The organism is Photorhabdus sp. P32 (assembly GCF_038085095.1).
GTDB lineage: Bacteria > Pseudomonadota > Gammaproteobacteria > Enterobacterales > Enterobacteriaceae > Photorhabdus > Photorhabdus luminescens.
In genome coordinates this window covers 1-17552 of sequence record NZ_JAZGJN010000263.1, presented here as the reverse complement: position 1 = coordinate 17552, position 17552 = coordinate 1, and the positions used below count along the sequence as shown (strand labels likewise).

14 protein-coding genes and 2 pseudogenes are annotated in these 17552 nt (G+C 42.5%); 10 read left to right on the top strand and 6 right to left on the bottom strand.

Annotation, left to right across the window (positions count from 1 at the left end):
- Positions 1-8: 8 nt before the first annotated feature.
- Together V2H77_RS12070 and V2H77_RS12065 are read right to left on the bottom strand one after the other, a co-directional pair.
- Positions 9-866, bottom strand: coding sequence for a hypothetical protein (locus V2H77_RS12070; protein ID WP_341498976.1), 858 nt, complete (start codon positions 864-866; stop codon positions 9-11).
- 129 nt (positions 867-995) lie between these two features.
- The gene (locus V2H77_RS12065; RefSeq protein WP_445935482.1) at positions 996-1616 is read right to left on the bottom strand and encodes a hypothetical protein; all 621 of its coding nucleotides are present in this window, start codon (positions 1614-1616) and stop codon (positions 996-998) included.
- Positions 1617-3969: 2353 nt separating this feature from the next.
- Between V2H77_RS12065 and V2H77_RS12055 the strand changes: the two genes are divergently transcribed.
- From V2H77_RS12055 to V2H77_RS12040, 4 genes are all read left to right on the top strand, one after another.
- Entirely contained in the window at positions 3970-4704 is a 735-nt protein-coding gene (locus V2H77_RS12055; protein ID WP_341498974.1) for a hypothetical protein, read from the top strand.
- Positions 4705-5118: 414 nt separating this feature from the next.
- Positions 5119-6129, top strand: coding sequence for a conjugal transfer protein TraF (gene traF / locus V2H77_RS12050; protein WP_445935481.1), 1011 nt, complete (start codon positions 5119-5121; stop codon positions 6127-6129).
- Position 6130: 1 nt separating this feature from the next.
- Entirely contained in the window at positions 6131-7573 is a 1443-nt protein-coding gene (locus V2H77_RS12045; protein WP_341498972.1) for a conjugal transfer protein TraH, read from the top strand.
- Positions 7574-7587: 14 nt separating this feature from the next.
- A complete protein-coding gene (locus V2H77_RS12040) occupies positions 7588-11160 on the top strand; it encodes a conjugal transfer protein TraG N-terminal domain-containing protein (RefSeq protein WP_341498971.1) in 3573 nt (1190 codons plus the stop codon).
- A 38-nt stretch (positions 11161-11198) separates the two neighbouring features.
- Here the strand turns inward: V2H77_RS12040 and V2H77_RS12035 are convergent, their stop codons facing one another.
- Positions 11199-11501, bottom strand: a complete 303-nt coding sequence (locus tag V2H77_RS12035) for a permease (protein WP_341498970.1) — start codon at positions 11499-11501, stop codon at positions 11199-11201.
- 723 nt (positions 11502-12224) lie between these two features.
- Between V2H77_RS12035 and V2H77_RS12030 the strand changes: the two genes are divergently transcribed.
- The 6 genes and pseudogenes from V2H77_RS12030 to V2H77_RS12005 all read left to right on the top strand — a co-directional run bounded on the left by V2H77_RS12030 (position 12225) and on the right by V2H77_RS12005 (position 15925).
- Positions 12225-12503, top strand: a complete 279-nt coding sequence (locus V2H77_RS12030) for a helix-turn-helix domain-containing protein (protein WP_341498969.1) — start codon at positions 12225-12227, stop codon at positions 12501-12503.
- Complete coding sequence (locus V2H77_RS12025) at positions 12503-13036, top strand: transglycosylase SLT domain-containing protein (RefSeq protein ID WP_341498968.1); 534 nt, start codon at positions 12503-12505, stop codon at positions 13034-13036. The genes V2H77_RS12030 and V2H77_RS12025 overlap by 1 nt, the downstream gene beginning before the upstream one ends.
- A 9-nt stretch (positions 13037-13045) precedes the next feature.
- On the top strand, positions 13046-13654 hold the full coding sequence (locus tag V2H77_RS12020) for a transcriptional regulator (protein WP_341498967.1): 609 nt from the start codon (positions 13046-13048) through the stop codon (positions 13652-13654).
- The gene (locus V2H77_RS12015) at positions 13651-14184 is read left to right on the top strand and encodes a FlhC family transcriptional regulator (protein WP_341498966.1); all 534 of its coding nucleotides are present in this window, start codon (positions 13651-13653) and stop codon (positions 14182-14184) included. The genes V2H77_RS12020 and V2H77_RS12015 overlap by 4 nt, the downstream gene beginning before the upstream one ends.
- 467 nt (positions 14185-14651) lie before the next feature.
- Positions 14652-15692 (top strand): annotated as a pseudogene (locus tag V2H77_RS12010) (IS630 family transposase).
- Complete coding sequence (locus V2H77_RS12005; RefSeq protein ID WP_341498965.1) at positions 15689-15925, top strand: hypothetical protein; 237 nt, start codon at positions 15689-15691, stop codon at positions 15923-15925. The pseudogene V2H77_RS12010 and the gene V2H77_RS12005 overlap by 4 nt, the downstream one beginning before the upstream one ends.
- A gap of 6 nt (positions 15926-15931) precedes the next feature.
- Here the strand turns inward: V2H77_RS12005 and V2H77_RS12000 are convergent.
- The 3 genes and pseudogenes from V2H77_RS12000 to V2H77_RS11990 all read right to left on the bottom strand — a co-directional run.
- Positions 15932-16048: pseudogene (locus V2H77_RS12000) on the bottom strand (DUF1240 domain-containing protein); the annotation flags it as partial.
- 143 nt (positions 16049-16191) lie between these two features.
- Positions 16192-16590 carry a DUF1240 domain-containing protein gene (locus V2H77_RS11995; protein ID WP_341498964.1) on the bottom strand — a complete coding sequence of 133 codons (399 nt, stop codon included), beginning with the start codon at positions 16588-16590 and terminating at the stop codon, positions 16192-16194.
- Entirely contained in the window at positions 16580-17449 is an 870-nt protein-coding gene (locus tag V2H77_RS11990; protein ID WP_341498963.1) for a hypothetical protein, read from the bottom strand. Before V2H77_RS11990 ends, V2H77_RS11995 begins: the two co-directional genes overlap by 11 nt.
- Positions 17450-17552 lie beyond the last annotated feature (103 nt).

The following is a 17552-nucleotide window of genomic DNA, read 5'->3' as shown; positions in this document are numbered from 1 at the left end:
CCCCTTTTTTATGACTGAGAGTAAACAAAAAATTCTGGTTTTCCTTGCTCCAGTAGGTAGGGGAAAGCCACCTTGCCACCGGTTTCCAAGGAAACTTGCTTAGGCGCCAGGTATAGATAGGCCCACGCAGGGAGATTTTTGCTCAGTTCCGCGTAAATCATCTGCTGCGGAGTATGGCTGTTGTGACCATTGATGACATTGATCCGGTTGTACTGTGTATCATGGCCGGAAGTGAACGCATAAATCTGACCAGAAACTCCGTGAACAAACTCAGGAGCGATCCCAGCACGAGGCTTCACGATGCGAACCTTGATAGCGCACATATCCGATATCTCGGATTTTCCATCCACCCAAGTTGGGCAATTCCAGTCCTGTTTGTAGAAATGATAGACGAGGTCGCCATTCTCTTCGTAAAGCAGGGCGAACTTCGCATCCAGGTTTGATAGTGAACGCTCGACAGAAATTTTCACATGTGAAAGCATTTTAGCCTGAGCATCCTCAGAGGAAACAGCTTCACTTGCAGGCATCCAGCTGATCAGGCTATTCCGTCCACCGTGCTGTTTAGAGCCTATTGCCCAGTTAAGCAGATTAACCAGACCACCTTGCCAGTTGGTCATATTGAGCTGAGGAGAGGCGTAACCAGAGAGTACATAAGCGGCCCCAAAAGTTTTGGCGTCGGTCAGGCGTTCCAGTTCGCCTTTAGGTACAGAAGTGTCCTGGATGCCGGTGACCAACGCGCCAGCCTTAGCGATGTTGTAGGCGCGACTGTGATTGGTTTCGTATTTTGTTGGCTTATAGTTGCTAGTTACACAGCCAGTCAGAGCGGATACAGCCAGGGCGACAGTAGTGATCAGTACTTTTTTCATATTGTTCTCCTTGTAGGGCCTCAGTTGAACCTAATTTACTGCCAGATATTATCATGGCATCAAAAAATGCAACCATAAAAGTTAAAAAACCCCTCAGTTGAGGGGTATAAGCTTTATTCGTGGGTTGAATTATGCTGCTGTTTCGATTTTCTCTGCTTCATCCGCAATTTCTTTATCATCAGTTTTAGTCTCAGGAACGGCTTCAGCCACTTCACTTTCCTTTCCTCTGGTATGGGCAGAAATGCGGGCGCGTTTCTCGATGCCAATGATGCGGCCAGCAAGCTTAATGAGGCGTTGTTGCCATTGGTAAGTGGCATCAGTGCGCTGTTTGCTGGTCAGGACAGTATTCAACCAGAGTGTATCAACAATGCCCATCAGGTTGTCCAGTTTGCGGATCTGGTGAGCGAATTGAGCAACTTGTGGAGAATTGATTTCAATGGCGTATTCGCTAGGGTTGGTGTAGCCTGGCATCATGTCGATACCGTTGTCTTCCATCAGTTTCTGGAGCTGTATGGTGGCTTTGTCCAAATCTTCAGACACCTTAGAGATATGTTCCAGAATGATGCTCTCCACCTGGTCGATTTCGTTTTGTTCCCCGATAATTCGCAGGATTACTTCGATAGAGAATAACGAGTTGGATACCCGCTCGAAGCTGCGTTCCATGACGCGCTGAGCTTGGAGGCTGTTCACTTTCAGAACCTGTTTGAATACGGGGCGAGAGTAGTGGCTACGTTCGTTACTAGTATCCACTGCTGCTTGTGCTTCCTTCATTAGAAATACTCCTAGATTGAGGTACAGATAACAGATAAACGCACGTAAAGTATAAAGGCGTTCAATCTGTAACCTGACATCCCAAAGTGCCCAAAATGGACAGTTACAGGGTTTTCTGATCGGCAAAGGTGAGCTATATTTGAACCATCTTAGTCGCTTTGCGGCTATAGTGAGGTAGCTGGTCTCCAAAAACAAACAGCAAATTAACGTTAATTTACTAGCCGAACTGGACATATTTGCTCGGCTCAGGACATAGTACATTTACTAATTATAGGAGCGTACTTTGTCTCCTCTCATTCCAGCGGCCGATGACAACTACGTCTTCTGCAATGAGTCTCTGAATGAGGATCTATTTTTATCCTTTCTCAAGGAACTTGGTAGAGACATTCTGGTCATAGTAAAACTGGATGAATCATCTGTTATGAAGTTCATGCATGGAAGTCTGCACGAAGGCTGTAATCCTCACTCATCAATGAGGATCGAAAAATTATCCTTCGCGTTGTAAAAGATGTGTTTGGGGCTACCAACCATCACTGATGGGAAGGTTGAAAACTGGTCTGAAAGCAACTAGAAGACCCGTTGATGCCAACGAATTTGGAACTCCCCTTATTTCTTGTAGGGACAAAAAAGCCTGTATGTGTCGCAGTTGCTGAGCCAGGAGTGCTCTTTCCTGGATGAGGTGCTGGTAAACGCAGAGACACAAACTGTGTTTGAGTTTCATTCGGATAAACAGCCAGTTTGGGTTCGCTCAACTGGCTTTTCTCTCCATCGCCTGATATGGCCTGGAGAATTGAAACTTCCTAACCAACTGAATATAAAATGAAAAACCCTCCTAACGTTGCAGAGTAACGGTAGCAGATTCAGTGAAGCCACAGTATGTTATTGATGAGAACGTGCTTATGGTCCTCATTGATATATGGCGCGGGCGCGTTCCCCTGCTTTCCATTGGAGATTTAGTCATGCTGAGCTTTCAATGGAAAACAGATTTGGTTCTCTTAGGAGAGCGAAAAATGAGATAGCTGGTCTCGAAAAACAAACAGCATATTAAATTCAACATGTAATCAAACCCTGACGGATGCATTTTTCTGTTTGGAGTAAGTGTACCTCGTTTTTTAGGAGTACACCTTATGCACCAAGGAATGAACTTGGACAATACCTAAATCCGCCAACAAGCCCATCAACGATAGCTTGTTAGCGGATATAACCACTATCGGTAAACAAGTTGGATTATTGATAGTGTTTTTGGTTACGCCTCCAATCGGGGTGACCCTTTTAACCCTTTACCGGAAAGTACTTCCCGGTAAAGGAGCCTCTTTGGTACATTTTCCCTGAGTTAGGGTTTCCTTAAAACTCTGATAATGGAATTCAACTCTAACGATATTCTGACGAGTCAGGGAAAACCTTGGTTTCCCAAATGTTCACTATCTCCGAGCTTTATAGAAAGCTGGAGAGCTGAGTATGCTCGTCATTGATATCTCATAGGTTGATATAACATCTGAATAATACTGTATATCTTTCCTTCTCTCTTCGGGATAGGGAAGGAATTCAGCCTCTTACTTTGACTTAATGCACTTACGGGATTACCGTTTGATTATGTCATGAGTTCGATGAAACTAGCATGACAAAGCCGCTAACGGCTTTGTCTGCCCGAAAACTTTAACCCACACAGGGGGAGTCCATTCCCCCTAAGGGATTGGATCGCCTCCTTTATAGCAATGGAGGTAATCTTGAAGAAGTTTTTACGCTTAAAGACGTGGTTCATGAGTCTTTTTTCTATCAACAAAAAGACGCTCGGTTCTATTGGTGAAGACTTACGTAAAGTCTCCGTAACTACTATCGGCGTTGGTATTGTTGGATTGACTGTTTCCAAAGGTAACATCACTACTAGTGAAGCTACTGTGGTTCTGGTTGTCGGGATCATATTATGGATCTACGGTATAATCTTAACCAAAATTAGCAATTCCTGAGGAAGTCAAATCAGCACAGTTGTTAATACTTAACATGTGGGATTGTCAATTTTCTTCATCGTTGTAACCGGCGATAACTTGTACCTTTATCATGAAGGTCAGAAGAAAAACGCATCACAGATGCCTGAGTAACAATTGCAAAAAATACCAAGAAGGTCAGCATTAGCTGGCCTTTCTTTACTAAATTAGGCACACATTTCAAAATGTGGAAGTGCCTCGTCAAGAGACAACACCTTACTGACACGTCAAGTAATACATTCCCTGCGATTGGCTATCTTTAAACCTGTGATAGCATGGAAGTGAAAAATTGAGCAAAGGGACAACAGTACTGCCAATCACTACCCTACAAGGAGATTATAAAAACCATGATGACGTTGACTACAGTTGCAAAAAAGACATCGAACAACTCAGCACTGGTATATTGGCGAGTAGGAGCAAATCGTAAAGGTATCTTGGATGTCCGTATCGACTTTGAACATGATGAAGCAGACCTCTTAGCGGAGTTGATTGCCATTCGATATTTGATGTTCGATAAACAAGTTTTTAGTCGTGAGCCAATCTCCGGATCTGGATACAAACTAGAAGTATCCAAAGGAGCCATTCGCAAACTAATGCTAGGCAAGTCCAGTAAAAAATTTGCCACTAAATTCTCTACCTTTCTCACAAAAGGCCGTATGAAAGGGATAGTGATAGAGGTGTCACAAGACATGGCACTCATGCCCGCGCTTGACGAGTGCGACGTAGAACTTCTTAATGCCGAACAACAGATTTACACCCACGCTCAAGCCTATTATGAAATCGACACGCCAGCCATCGGTAAGGTTCTCGTCACAGCACATGCCGTAAACCAATACCAAGCCCGCATTACCTCTGGTGACCCTAAGAAGCCTTGGGCTTCGTTGATTAGCCGATTACAACACCCAGAACTACAAATCCAGCCTTTCGATGAAAGGACAGTCCGTCATAAAGTGCGAAAATATGGTAGAACAGACAACATTGAAATTTGGGGTCACCGTGATTCAAAATTCAAATATCTAATGATCATTGATGATGACAGTAAAAAGAGAGTTCTTGTAACGGTTTTTGAAAGAAATGGATGATTAGGAAAAGGAAATAGTGTTAGCTGTAGCTAATTGTGCAGCACCTTGTATTAAATTTATATACCCAATTTTTTCAATGCTTGCGAACTCAATAAAGTTTGTACATAGAAAAATTAATAAAGAAGGCAAGTAAGCACTTGATTTTTAAATCTATCCCTATTTTTCCATAATAACATAGAGAAAAAGGTTATAGCCTCTTGGATTACGTCTAATTGCCTCCAGAAAACCTTACCTTCAAATATGTAAAAAAGGAGGTATCCAGCTAACTCCAAGCTTCCAAGTAACTTAGCTTTCACATGTGAAAGTTGACACAAACAAAACTTTCTAAACGCCCTAAATGGGCGCCAACACCTGCCTAGTTTCACTCTTTCCCCTTCTACCATAGTAAACATGGGAAAATATACGCGTGAGACTATGAAAAAAAAGCCTCTAAATATACTACTTTTGGCAGCGCTCACGCTGGGAGCAACGACCCAGACCTTTGCTCATGAGAAAGAGCAGAGGTTCTATGAGCGCAAAGCCGAAGGCTGGTTCTGGTATGAACCAGATCCAAAAGAGTTAGAAGAAGAGATTAAGAAACCGGAACCTAAACCGATAGATCCCCCACCCACACCGGTGAAACCAGCAGTTCCCGTACCGAAAAAACCAGGAATGTTTTCTGCTGCATGGTTCCGGGAAAACTTACCTAAGTACAAAGATCTGGCATGGGATAATCCCACCATCGAAAATGTCAGAACCTTCCTTTATCTGCAACGCTTCGCAATTGACCGTTCAGAACAGTTCTCCGATACAACAGAACTAGCTGTAGTTGGCGATCCATTCCTGGATGAAATCACCCGGCGTCCAGCCGCCACATTTGCATCACAGCAAGTTGATCGTGATGCAGGAAATGCGAAAAACCGGCTTTTGAAGAACGTCTCCCAAAGGGTTGGGATCTTCTTCTTCTACAAATCCGATGACAATTACAGCAACCTTCAAGCACCATTGATCAAGATGCTTGAACAAGCAGAAGGGTTCTCTATCGTCCCTATATCGGTCGATGGGAAACCATTGCCGAACAACCTTTTTCCTGATTTCAGGACAGACAACGGCCACGCCAGACAACTTGGTGTTGTGACGTATCCAGCTATTTTCCTTGCTTCACCCGAAGGACAGTTTACTCCGATTGGACAAGGCCCAATGTCACTGCCAGAACTAAATCACCGCATCTTGGTCGCCGCTAAACGCAACAATTGGGTTTCTGATAAGGAGTTCAATCGAACCAGACCTGTTCTGAACTTTGAAAACAATATCGCTGAACAACTGGCATCTCCCGAACTTGAAGCTACTCTCCAAGCACTTTCTAAGACTAACGGCGACAAAGATAACTTTGTACCACCTGAACAACTCATGAACTACATCCAGGCAAAATTACAGGAGTACTAAAATGGTCAACCGAAAGATATTAACTAAGAGCTTACTTGTCCTGAGTGTGGCGATGGGCATCATTATAACTTCTGTAACGGCTCAAGCAGGAAATGGGCTTCAGTCCGAGATGGACAAGTTATTCAATGAAATGAGTAATATTACACCTGCTGGCGTGTATGAAACTCAACGGCGTGGGGTTCTTGCTGGAGGGCGTTTTACTACCAAGACTAGGATATTCGATGAGAACCTAGTCAGCTTTGCACCGCCTTCATGGAAAGCGGGTTGTGGAGGCGTCGATCTGTTCGGTGGTTCACTATCCTTCATCAACGCTGACCAGATCGTACAGCTGCTTCGTTCGGTCGCAGCTAACGCAAAAGGTTACGCTTTCCAACTTGCTCTCGATAATGTATTTCCTGACGGTGCGAAATGGATTGAGAACTTCCAGAAAAAAGTACAGGCGCTTAACCAACACCTCGGTAATTCGTGCCAGTTGGCTCAAGGCCTCGTGAACGACTTGACGTCTGGTTTTAATCTTAAGCACAAGACTGATGCCTCCATCAAATCCACCACTATAGGTCTTTTTGAAGACTTCTTCTCATCCAAGCAAGAACCAAGCGGCAAGAATCCTCTCGAAGAGTTGAAAAAGAATAAACCGGACGAATACCAGAAAATGATCGGCAATATCGTCTGGAAGCAGCTTAAAAGCAATAGTGCTAATACTTGGTTCCAGTACGGCGATAACACACTGCTGGAGGCCATCATGTCATTGACCGGGACTGTCATTATTGGTGACCTTATTGACGATCCTAACTCTTCTGGTTCTGGAGAAAAAACCAATTCCTTGATTACGTTGCCTGGCAATAAGATCACTTTATCGAACCTCATCTCTGGAGGATCAATTAAGATCTACTCTTGCGGTAGCGACACAGCCAACTGTCTTACCGCTGGCGAGGGAGGGGCCGGCAATAAGACGGTTGTAATTAAAGGCATTCAGGGCCAGATCATAGACATACTTCTGGGGACCGCCTCAACGCCAGGAGTCATCTATAAATACGCAACTAACTCAGGCACTCTGACTGACTCTGAAAGGGCATTTGTATCCAACCTCCCGAGTGGAATCGGTACAATTATTCGAAATCTGTCAGTCCTGTCTAAAGATGCCGCTTATCTTTTTACAACAGATTCCTCTGGCGCCATTGCTCTAATGATAATGTACAACTTCACAGAAGAACTCTTCCGTGCCGCCAATATATCTCTGGCAAACAGCCAATCACCTTACAAAAAAGAAGCGCTTAAAGTACTGGCGCAATCCAAAATTAAAATCCAATCTGAGTATGCCGTCCTGGCATCTCAGTATGGTGATCTAGCAAGCCAGATAGAGAAGTACAACAACCTACTGAACAACATCCGCAAGCAAAAATACATGCAGGCAACGTTGTCCAATCCTCCTGGCACAAACTAAGAGGTCAATTGAGTATGGGTACTTTTTTAATTCACTCAATCGGTGACTCTGCTTTCTTGGAGCAAATTCTAATTGCAGTATCCATGATTACCGGAACTGGAGATTTCGAGAAAATGGTCAGTATTGGCCTGCTTCTTGGGATTCTCATGATCTGTGTTCAGTCAATATTCCAAGGAGCCAAACAAATCAACTTCCAGCAAGTCTTAGTCGGTTGGATTCTTTATGCTTGCTTCTTTGGTCCAACAACCACAGTAACCATTGAAGATGCTTACACAGGACAAGTTCGTGTAGTAGATAATGTTCCTATTGGGGTCGGATTTTCTGGCGGCATAATCTCAAATATAGGTTACACCATTACTGACCTGTTCGAGACAGGATACGGTGTTATTGCACCGAACGTTACGAATAGACACTTCTCCGAGACTTTGAAACTACTGAATGATGTTCGTAGGAGATCGTATAACACAGGAGTATTTACCGCACTTAACCTCGTAAATGGCGGTAAACATGTAGACGTGCGCCGTTCATTGAGTAACTACATCCGCGAATGTACGTTGACCAAAATAGATCTCAATTTGATGTCCTTAGATGAACTCATGAATAACTCTATCGACTCAGCCTTGAGATTCAACTCACCGCTCTATGGAACGCGGCTCTACCTCAACCCAACCAACCCAGATGGAAATGACTACACTTGTACCGATGGTTGGGTTGCTATCAGCAATGCGATAGCAAATCTTAACAGTCCCGTCGTCATTAATGCTCTAAATAATATCCTGAAGATAGATATCACTACTGGCAGCAACGCTATCACCAAAATTGGCGATTCATTGCAAGCAATGGGAGCTACAACGACATTAGCCACCGACTATCTGAAAGTTGCAGTGCTGGAACCACTCTACTACGAAGCCGCTGCTGGCCGATACCAAGATCTACAGGACTATGGTTCAGCGCTGATGATTAATCAAGCTATCCAACAGAGAAATACCCAGTGGGCAGCAGAACAGTCTATGTTCATGACTGTAGTCCGTCCTATGCTGACCTTCTTCGAAGGCTTCATTTATGCCATTACACCGATCATTGCTTTCATCATCGTGATGGGCAGTTTTGGCTTACAACTGGCCGGGAAATATGTCCAGACCATCCTCTGGATTCAGCTATGGATGCCAGTTTTGTCTATCATTAATCTGTTCATTCATACTGCCGCATCCAACGAGATGTCCAGTTTAAGTTCTGCTGGTTTTAACTCGATGTATGCTCTTTCATCCGCTGGAGACATTTTGCAGTCTTGGATTGCAACCGGCGGGATGCTGGCGGCAGCTACGCCAGTGATCTCTCTTTTTATCGTCACCGGAAGTACTTATGCCTTTACCAGCCTTGCCTCTCGCATTAATGGCACTGATCACGTCGATGAAAAAATGCAGTCGCCAGATCTACTCAAACAAGGACCAGTAATGCAAAGTCAGCCAGCTTACTCCCATAACCAATTCAGCGGCGCCATTGCCACTGGTGCCGAAAGTATGATTGGCACTTTCTCTCTGGGGTCAACATTGGCATCTGGAGTAAGTTCAGCCCAAGCTCTACAGAGCCAAAAATCAGAGGCTTTTCAAGGTACTTTGGGAAGGGGATTCTCCGATGGAGTAAATCAAGAACAAGCATATGCAAGATTGTCAGATATTAGTCGGAAAGCCGCTTCTCAGAATACCTCCCAAAGCCAACTCATTAACACGCAAGCGAAAAATTTCATGGACAAGTTCCAAGTGGATGATTCGCACTCAGATGCAGTGAAAGGCGCGTTCGCAATGCGAATGATGGGTAAACTAGACTTTGATGAAGCAGCATCAATGTTAATGCCTATGGTTAGTAAGACTAAGACAGCCATGAAAGCGGCAACAGGGGGAAATAAATCAGGAGGTGGTGATGTCATTGATGTCAACGCTCAGGCCGAAGGTACAACCGCATCATTGTCCCAAGATTCCTCAAACTGGTCTGCAAGTGATGTGTCCCAATATCTAAAAGAAGTCAGCGTCTCTCAGACTGATAGCCAAGCTCTGACAAATCAGTTGGCGCAAGGGTTCAGTCGCTCCGGTGGTGAAACCTTCAAGCAAATTTGGGGCGATACGCTTTCTCAGAATCTGTCAAAATCTGCATCTGATCTGGTATCGGCATCTAACACATTCACAACAATGAGCCAGCTAAAGAACCAAATGGGGTCGATGACCAATACCGACTTTAAGACTCTGGGAGGAGCAGTAGCTCAAACACCAGCAGCTATGAATCATCTGAATGAATATTTCAAGATAGCCGACCATCCAGTCAAACAAGAAGCCGCTGAACTTGAGCAAAGATACCGCTCCTATGGCATGGCTCCTCAAGTAGCCCAAGCGGCGGCGCGAATGACCGCCATGACCAATCCAAAAAATTATGAACCTGGCAAGGAACTTGCTGGATTCCAAGCCACCCTCCAGGCGATCAATATGGCCACTGGCCGCAACTCCTCGTTCAATGGAGACGCTTATGGTAATAGCGGAATCACTGAGCCGAATGTATCTGGGCTATCTGGAGCTGTTAAACGCGCCGTTGGCTCCGGCCCGAATTTAAGGCCTGATTTCCGCAATGAAGTAACAAGAACGACCAGAACCAATCCTGCATCCGAAGTCGATCAGTTGCCGTCAGGAAGTCCGACAGTACAAGGTGATCATACTGCGGGCACTGCCGTGTTACAGAATAAAGCAAATCAAGCAGAAAGAGCGATGTCTGCGCCTGAACGTGAAAAAGCACAAAACAATACACTTCACTCGCCAGGTATGTCCTGGAGTGCATCAACGTGGGGAGCTTGGGATAACTCTACTGACTGGTTTGCCAGACGAGCCGAGCAGGCTGGTGGCGCTGTAGTCTCTGGCGGCGCTGCCGGAGCAGATGTATTCTCTAAAGCAATGGATCAAATGAGAACGATGACTCCTGAGCAACGAGATCAGTTTATTGCGGCAACTAAACGAGGCGATGAGTACATCAAGAAAGAGTTCGGCTGGGCCGGTGATGCAATGGTAGGAGTAGCGAAACTTGGCCGCAACATCATGGGTGCAGCAGCTAGCGGTTATGATGCAGCTAAAGAATGGCTCACTGGTAAGTCAAATCTTTCTGAGGCAGCCAAGGGGATGAGTATCGAAGAGAAAGGGGCATTCTATGCAGCTGCCTTTACATCAGCCGCTGAAGCGGGTGGTGAAGCAGCCCAGCAGTTTATGCGCCAGTACGGAGCTGAATTCAAGGAAACAATGCAAAATATAGCTCAAAACCGATACGGCTTAACACCGGCTCAGGCGGCTGTATATGCTGAATCCTACGACACCAACCAGACTCGGATGAACAACGCTGTACATAACCTTAAGATGGAGTACGCGGAACAGAATCCAGATGGAAGCACGATGACCGATGCCAATGGCCAACCTGTACTATCTCAGAAAAATGCCAAATTCACAGACGAATTGGTCAACATTTTGCAAAACTCAACGGATGCAGGAGACAGATCTGGTAGTTATTTGACAAACATCAGGGGTTACAACATCGCAAACCAACGTTTCCGATAAAGCAAAATAAAGAAAATACCAAGGGGGTACAAAACCCCCTATTCCTCTTTGTACCCCAAGTGACACTTATAATCACGGATGGGGGAAAGTTGGTACTTTTTTCTCTTCTGACGGCGACGATAGACAACTTCTTTGTCAGCCGTAACAATCTTCCTGGCAATCCATACAACCAGATAGACAACACCAACCACGACAGTAACTTGCCACTGGAAATACGCAATTCCCCCCCAGAACACAACTGTAGACCAAATACTTTTGTGAACCAAAACCAACAACTGAGTACCCCAGATAACGAACGGAATCAGAACAACACCGAATCCCCACGGGGTATCTGCAGCCATTGCTATACCCAGAAATATCATGCCTAATAGCGCTATGTTCATTAGATATTTCATACCAACCTCAAGTTCTTTCGTGACATAACATCAAAAAGTGCAACTGTGAGATTTTGACGTTTTTTTGCAAAATCGATATTCCACTAGAGAGTTAATGAATAAAATCCGCGCAAAACTTCCATCAAAATTTACGTAACAAAACGTTTATTGACAAAAAAATACATATATTGAACATATTAAGTCAATCATGTAAACTATAGGTTAGGTCATTGCTAACGCTTTGATCCCTATCTGTAGGAATACAGAGTTGTCTCTCCTAGCTTATATTATCCTTTTTCATATACATATTATTTATGTTGTCGGGCCAAACGTTTGTTTTTCCTGTCTTCCTCAGCTTTTGCTGTATTTTTAAAACACTTATACCTAATCGTTATTTCATATCTCAAAGTACCGCACTTTTTTGTGCGTTATTCACGCCATTATCTTGGCTAAATTTCAAACACATTGATTGATTGATTTGTATCTTATTGATTATTAATAATATTGTAACCCCATTTTATAGAAAAAAAGTTAACTGTATGTTTTTAAAGGTTTTTTATATTGACAGCATCATATTTTGGGCTTATAAAGACGCGAAATTTGTCAGGTTGTGACAACAGAAAGTCTCTAAAAGCGTTCACGAGCTGATGCACTTTTATTATTGGTAACAACGCAGTTTTTAGGTAACCGATGACGAAAAAAAGCCATGAACTAGAAATCCCTGGCGGCCCAGAAGAGAAGCTTGAATGGATCAAGTACCCGTTTAAGATCCGAGAGCTTTCTCGAGCCTCTGTGGGCAGAAAAAACAAAACATCACGGCAAGTTGTATCTACTGCTGTTTATAAACCCAGTCCTCGCTGGGAGCACAAGATAGCTACAGCCTTAGAGATGAAACCTAGCCAGATTTGGCCTGAGCGATATGACGAGGAGCATAAAATCCCGCTCAGCAGACACAAGAAGGCAAATTGATGAGATCTACAGTGAAACGATTAGTTCTTGCCGCCTCTATGTGCTCAGCGTCTGCTTCTGCGATAGATATTAGCGGTACGATTTTTGACAAGGCAGCAAAAGAATATGGTCTCGACCCACTCCTTGTTTACTCGGTTGCTTTGGCCGAGTCAGCATTTGGTCATGGGGATGGCTCCATTAGCCCTTGGCCCTGGGCTCTTCGAACTCCTGACTCGCCGTTCTATGCTAAAAATAGTGAACAGGCAAGGGAAAAACTCGCAGAATTCCAGCAGCAATACGGGCGAGCTATTGATGTCGGATTTATGCAAATAAGCATCCGTTGGCATGGGTATCGGGTTAGTAACCCAACTAAACTGCTAGACCCTGAAACCAACGTGATGGTTGGAACTAAAGTGCTGGCAGAAACCATCAATTCATCACCAAACGACTTAGAATTGGGGATTGGCCGTTATCACGCATGGAAGGACGAAGCTCGAGCTCGCAATTATGGCAGTCGTGTCCTTGCAATTTACCGGAACCTTCGAGATCTGTAAGGGGGAATAATGCTGGAGCTGGATATTATTGAAGCGTGGGATATTAAAGCGGCCAATCTTGATCAGGAAGAAGCCGACAAAAACGTTTACGAATTTGATCTTACTTTATGGAACCTTCTTGGAGCACTTGCAAAGGAACGCGCAGAAGATACGTCATCTCAATTTTCTTTAAATGCTGAAATAGTCAATAGGCTCGCCTCGGCTACAGCTTTGCAATTTGAGGCTCTAGCTTCTGGGGTTCTAATCTCTTTCAAACTAGAAACGCCAGAACAGACGATCATTTCTCACCTCAGTGGAGAATACGACCCAATTGTATTCATTCATAAAACTATAGATGAGTTCGATGCTGCCTATTGGTTGCTATTAAATCGCGTAGCGGTGAAAGACGTTGACATGGCTAAAGAAGTTTTCGGTGTTTCTCGAGAGTTGGCAACACTTGTCGCTCACTCCACCGACAGCCAATTACGTCACATGTCTGCAACAACAGTCACGTACTTCACTCTTCGCTTTGCGCCAAGCATTGTTGAGGAAATCTTAGATGATAGCTGGAATGAACTAACCCACCCGGTACTAAAAAAGTTACAACAATCTCTCCAGGGACGTGGGAGGTGGAGATGAACATAGGTAATTCAAGCACTCTTGGGAGATGGGTTGCAGCACGACACATGGCTTTAGCTGGCTACATTACCAAAATCATAATGATTGAGACTGGCCTAACATATAAACAGGTTAGGCGATTGTACCAAGACCTCGAACACGATGGCTATAAACTAGAGCGTAAGTCTCGTACATTCCGTGGAGGCGCTACATTAATCCATAGCCATACCTCTAAGATTCAGGCTTCATTGCTCATGCAGCTCTACTACAACATCGGAGGAAAAAGCGCACTCAGATCCGTGAACATAAAAGCTCTGAATAAGGCTTTCCGAATGTATCACGCTATCAGAAAAGAAGTGCCGGGGATGAAAGGCGCTCGATGGGCCCCCTTTGACATCACTGATGCTTGGTGCTTAGCATCTGAGCTTCGTAGCGGAGATGCAATGCTCGAGGAATGCGACAACTGTAAATGCACTTATTTTACCTCAGTCAACCAACGAACTTGTGTAGATTGCCCTTTTTGCAAGGAACAGGGAAAGAATAGAGGTTAAGAAAAAAAGTATGATCGAGTAGATTTTGATTTTTTAATCAAAATATATCTTCCAATCATTTAAACCTATAATAAATTAGTGTTTTTGAGTTTGATTTCTTCTTTGCTGCCGCTCTCCGCTCAACCCGGGCGGAGCTTCCTGTAATTCGTACTTAACGACTCTGACACAAACTGCCGTGGACAGAAACAACAAGTCGCGTTGCAAACGTTTTGATGATCGAAAATTTACTTCTCCTAATAGAGCAAAAGGAAATACTCAGAGCTTACATTCAAAGTACGGCATAGGTTAAATAAGAAATAATAACAATAAATTAATTAATCGTTTCATATTGTTATTACCCAATCAAGCTATAATAAAACTTTAACTAAATAAATTTTCAAAATAGTAGATCACTTGAAGGGAACTCAGTCCGATTTTTGCGATCTGATCAATTGCAAAAAATCCCAAACCCCAACCCGGACTGAGTGATGCCAATAATAGCATCTATTCCCCACGATGAACGCCAAAAAATGAAAAAACTTATCCATAAAACTCGCGACAAGGAATATGCCCGCCGATTAACCGCATTACTGCTGTTAAATGAAGGTGTTACTGTGACGAAAGTCGCTAAAATCCTTCATGCCGCCCGCTCTTCTGTCAATCGCTGGGTTAAATGGTTTAGGTTATATGGATTGGAAGGACTCAAAAGTTTACCCGTTGGCAGGCCAGCAGTCTGGGAGCTCACTCCTCTCGATAACATCTTGTTTTTCTTATTACAGCAATCGCCTCAAGAGTTAGGGTATCTTCGTTCTCGCTGGAGTCTTGAACTCATGAACAAAACACTCAATGAATTGTTCAATATTTCTCTGACATCAAGCACGCTATATCGCCATTTCGTTCAGGTGGGTATTGTCTGGCGCAGAACCACCCCCACAGTGAAACAACCTGACCCGGAATATGATGAAAGAATGGCAAAAATCATGGAAGCGAAAGCGAATATATCAGAAAGACATCCGGTTTTTTATGAAGATGAAGCCGACATTGATTTAACCCCCAAAATCGGTGCAGATTGGTGTTTCAAAGGCCAGCAAAAACGGATAGTCACACCGGGAAAAAACGAAAAATATTATCTGGCGGGCTGCCTCCATGCACAAACCAAAGAAGTCACTTACGTAAAAGGAGAAAAAAAGAATTCTGATTTGTTTATCAGAATGTTAGATGAACTCAATGCCCGTCATCCCCATGCGGAAACTATCACGTTAATCTTAGATAATTATTGCATTCATAAAAGTCACAGAGTCAAAAACTGGCTGGCACAACATGGCAGGTTCACACTTTTATTTTTACCGGTTTATTCTCCCTGGTTGAATAAAATAGAACGGTGATGGCAATCACTTCATGAAACCGTGACTCGGAATCATTGTTGTCAATTTATGTGGCAATGACTCAATCACGTCGATGTCTTTTTACGATCGTTTTCATCGCAGCAAAAACTCGGAATACAAAAAATGAGCGGGGTAATATTATGAAAAGTGATTTATTAAAAAAAATTAAAATCATAAGATACGAAAGAAAAAGAAAAAATATCATAAAAACACTACTTGAGAATGTTATTTCTTTATCCATTTTAATTAAAGAAATTAAATTTTCTCCAGTCAAAAACAAACCTGATAACGCTAAAATAAAAACAGCAAGAGCGATAATTATATGTATAACATTTTTCTTATTTTCCATCCCCCCCAGTTATGAAGAATCTAAATAAAAGATATCAATCACATAACTTAATATCTTTTACATATTTATTCGGTGACATCCAAGATATCTTTTGGCATATCAAGTAATTCTCACTCTTCAGTTTATAATTCACATAAAAAGATATAGGAAAAAGAGATTACCTCAGCCATTGTAATCAATGAAAGTAGACTATAAACAGAAGCAAACATACCAAAAAATACTAGGGACAATACAAAAATCGCCAAAATAATATGAATTATTTTTCTTTTTTTATCCACGACTATATTTAGCATATCAATCACATAGCTTAACATCTTTTACATAGGTATTAGGCGACATCCAGGATATTCTTGGACATACCAAATAGCCATCACTTTTCAACTTATAATTCACATACAAAGACGTAGGAAAACTTAAAACAATTGAAACAATAGCTATCGAACAAAAATATTTATTAAAAATATCGTAACTCTTTGGATAACGACCAGTTATATTAATAAAGATAACCAAAATAATATAATATGAAATTAAAGGAAAAGAAAAAAAGAAAATGGAAACACCACCTGAAAATGTTATTTTCTCATCCATTAAAATTAACGAAAATAAATCTTCACTTACTATAAACATACAAAACGACATTAAAGCCAATGAAAGAATTGCGCAAATAATACGTATTATTTTATTATTTACCATATCTCCCCCAATTATGAAAAATTTGGTTAAGATCAGCTTCTGGAGCTCTTGGTTTTCTCTCCATTTCTTTTCTAATTAAATTAATAACAGTTTCGCTAATTTTAAATTTTTTATCCAAAGAATCAAGTGCATATGTCATTCCAAAACCTATACCAAACACAATACCAGCCACTGCAATTATGCTAGCACCAGCCAAAAACGTAGTTACTATCAAAGACCCAATAGCCCAAGAAACAAAAGCTATTATTACTGTCTTAGCCAAATCTACCGCAATATTACCTAAAAAATCAGCCAAAGTGTATTCGTCCTTAAACATAAGCTCAACCGTTCGATAAGCCGCAGAAAAGAATATACTGAATTTCATTCCCTTAACTATGCCACTATTCAGTCCTTGCTGCCCAATCCCCATAGATATCACCTTCATGTTAGAAGCTTTATATCTTGAAGCAGTGATGATTTTCCTAACTCCCGCATAACCTGATATTTTGATATATCTATTCCCGTCTTTACCAACATACTCTGTCGCTTTAATCCCTAATTTCTTAAATTCCCCTATAACATTAAAAAGATCAAAAGAATCATGTATGTTACCTGCATATGGCGATATGGGATCGGTAATCTCAAATATTTTCTTTATAAATGGACTTTTGGGTTTTGGCGAATCAATATCTTCCAGAACATCTTTCGCTTCATCTAACGAGAGTAGCGCAATATAGGTTGTATTCTCCCTTAGCTGCTTTTCGAGACCAATAGCATCAAAGAATTCATGCTGAGGTTTTAATTGGTTAGTCCCAACATGACCTCTCAGGAAATCCCCCATACAGCCCTCCCAAGAGGGGTTGTACTTTTTATATGTCATTGTGAAGCCCTTTCCATATTCTTAAAATCATCGCATTAGTGTTTAACCGCCGGAGTTTCCAATTTGAGTGAAAGAACCCGACCATCTGAAATCTTCATGTCGA

Coding starts and splice junctions, on each gene's coding strand:
- V2H77_RS12040 (WP_341498971.1), top strand. CDS start 7,588: ATGGGTACTTTTTTAATTCACTCAATCGGTGACTCTGCTTTCTTGGAG.
- V2H77_RS12030 (WP_341498969.1), top strand. CDS start 12,225: ATGACGAAAAAAAGCCATGAACTAGAAATCCCTGGCGGCCCAGAAGAG.
- traF (WP_445935481.1), top strand. CDS start 5,119: ATGAAAAAAAAGCCTCTAAATATACTACTTTTGGCAGCGCTCACGCTG.
- V2H77_RS12035 (WP_341498970.1), bottom strand. CDS start 11,501: ATGGCTGCAGATACCCCGTGGGGATTCGGTGTTGTTCTGATTCCGTTC.
- V2H77_RS11990 (WP_341498963.1), bottom strand. CDS start 17,449: ATGACATATAAAAAGTACAACCCCTCTTGGGAGGGCTGTATGGGGGAT.
- V2H77_RS11995 (WP_341498964.1), bottom strand. CDS start 16,590: ATGGTAAATAATAAAATAATACGTATTATTTGCGCAATTCTTTCATTG.
- V2H77_RS12045 (WP_341498972.1), top strand. CDS start 6,131: ATGGTCAACCGAAAGATATTAACTAAGAGCTTACTTGTCCTGAGTGTG.
- V2H77_RS12055 (WP_341498974.1), top strand. CDS start 3,970: ATGATGACGTTGACTACAGTTGCAAAAAAGACATCGAACAACTCAGCA.
- V2H77_RS12070 (WP_341498976.1), bottom strand. CDS start 866: ATGAAAAAAGTACTGATCACTACTGTCGCCCTGGCTGTATCCGCTCTG.
- V2H77_RS12025 (WP_341498968.1), top strand. CDS start 12,503: ATGAGATCTACAGTGAAACGATTAGTTCTTGCCGCCTCTATGTGCTCA.
- V2H77_RS12020 (WP_341498967.1), top strand. CDS start 13,046: ATGCTGGAGCTGGATATTATTGAAGCGTGGGATATTAAAGCGGCCAAT.
- V2H77_RS12005 (WP_341498965.1), top strand. CDS start 15,689: ATGAAAAGTGATTTATTAAAAAAAATTAAAATCATAAGATACGAAAGA.
- V2H77_RS12015 (WP_341498966.1), top strand. CDS start 13,651: ATGAACATAGGTAATTCAAGCACTCTTGGGAGATGGGTTGCAGCACGA.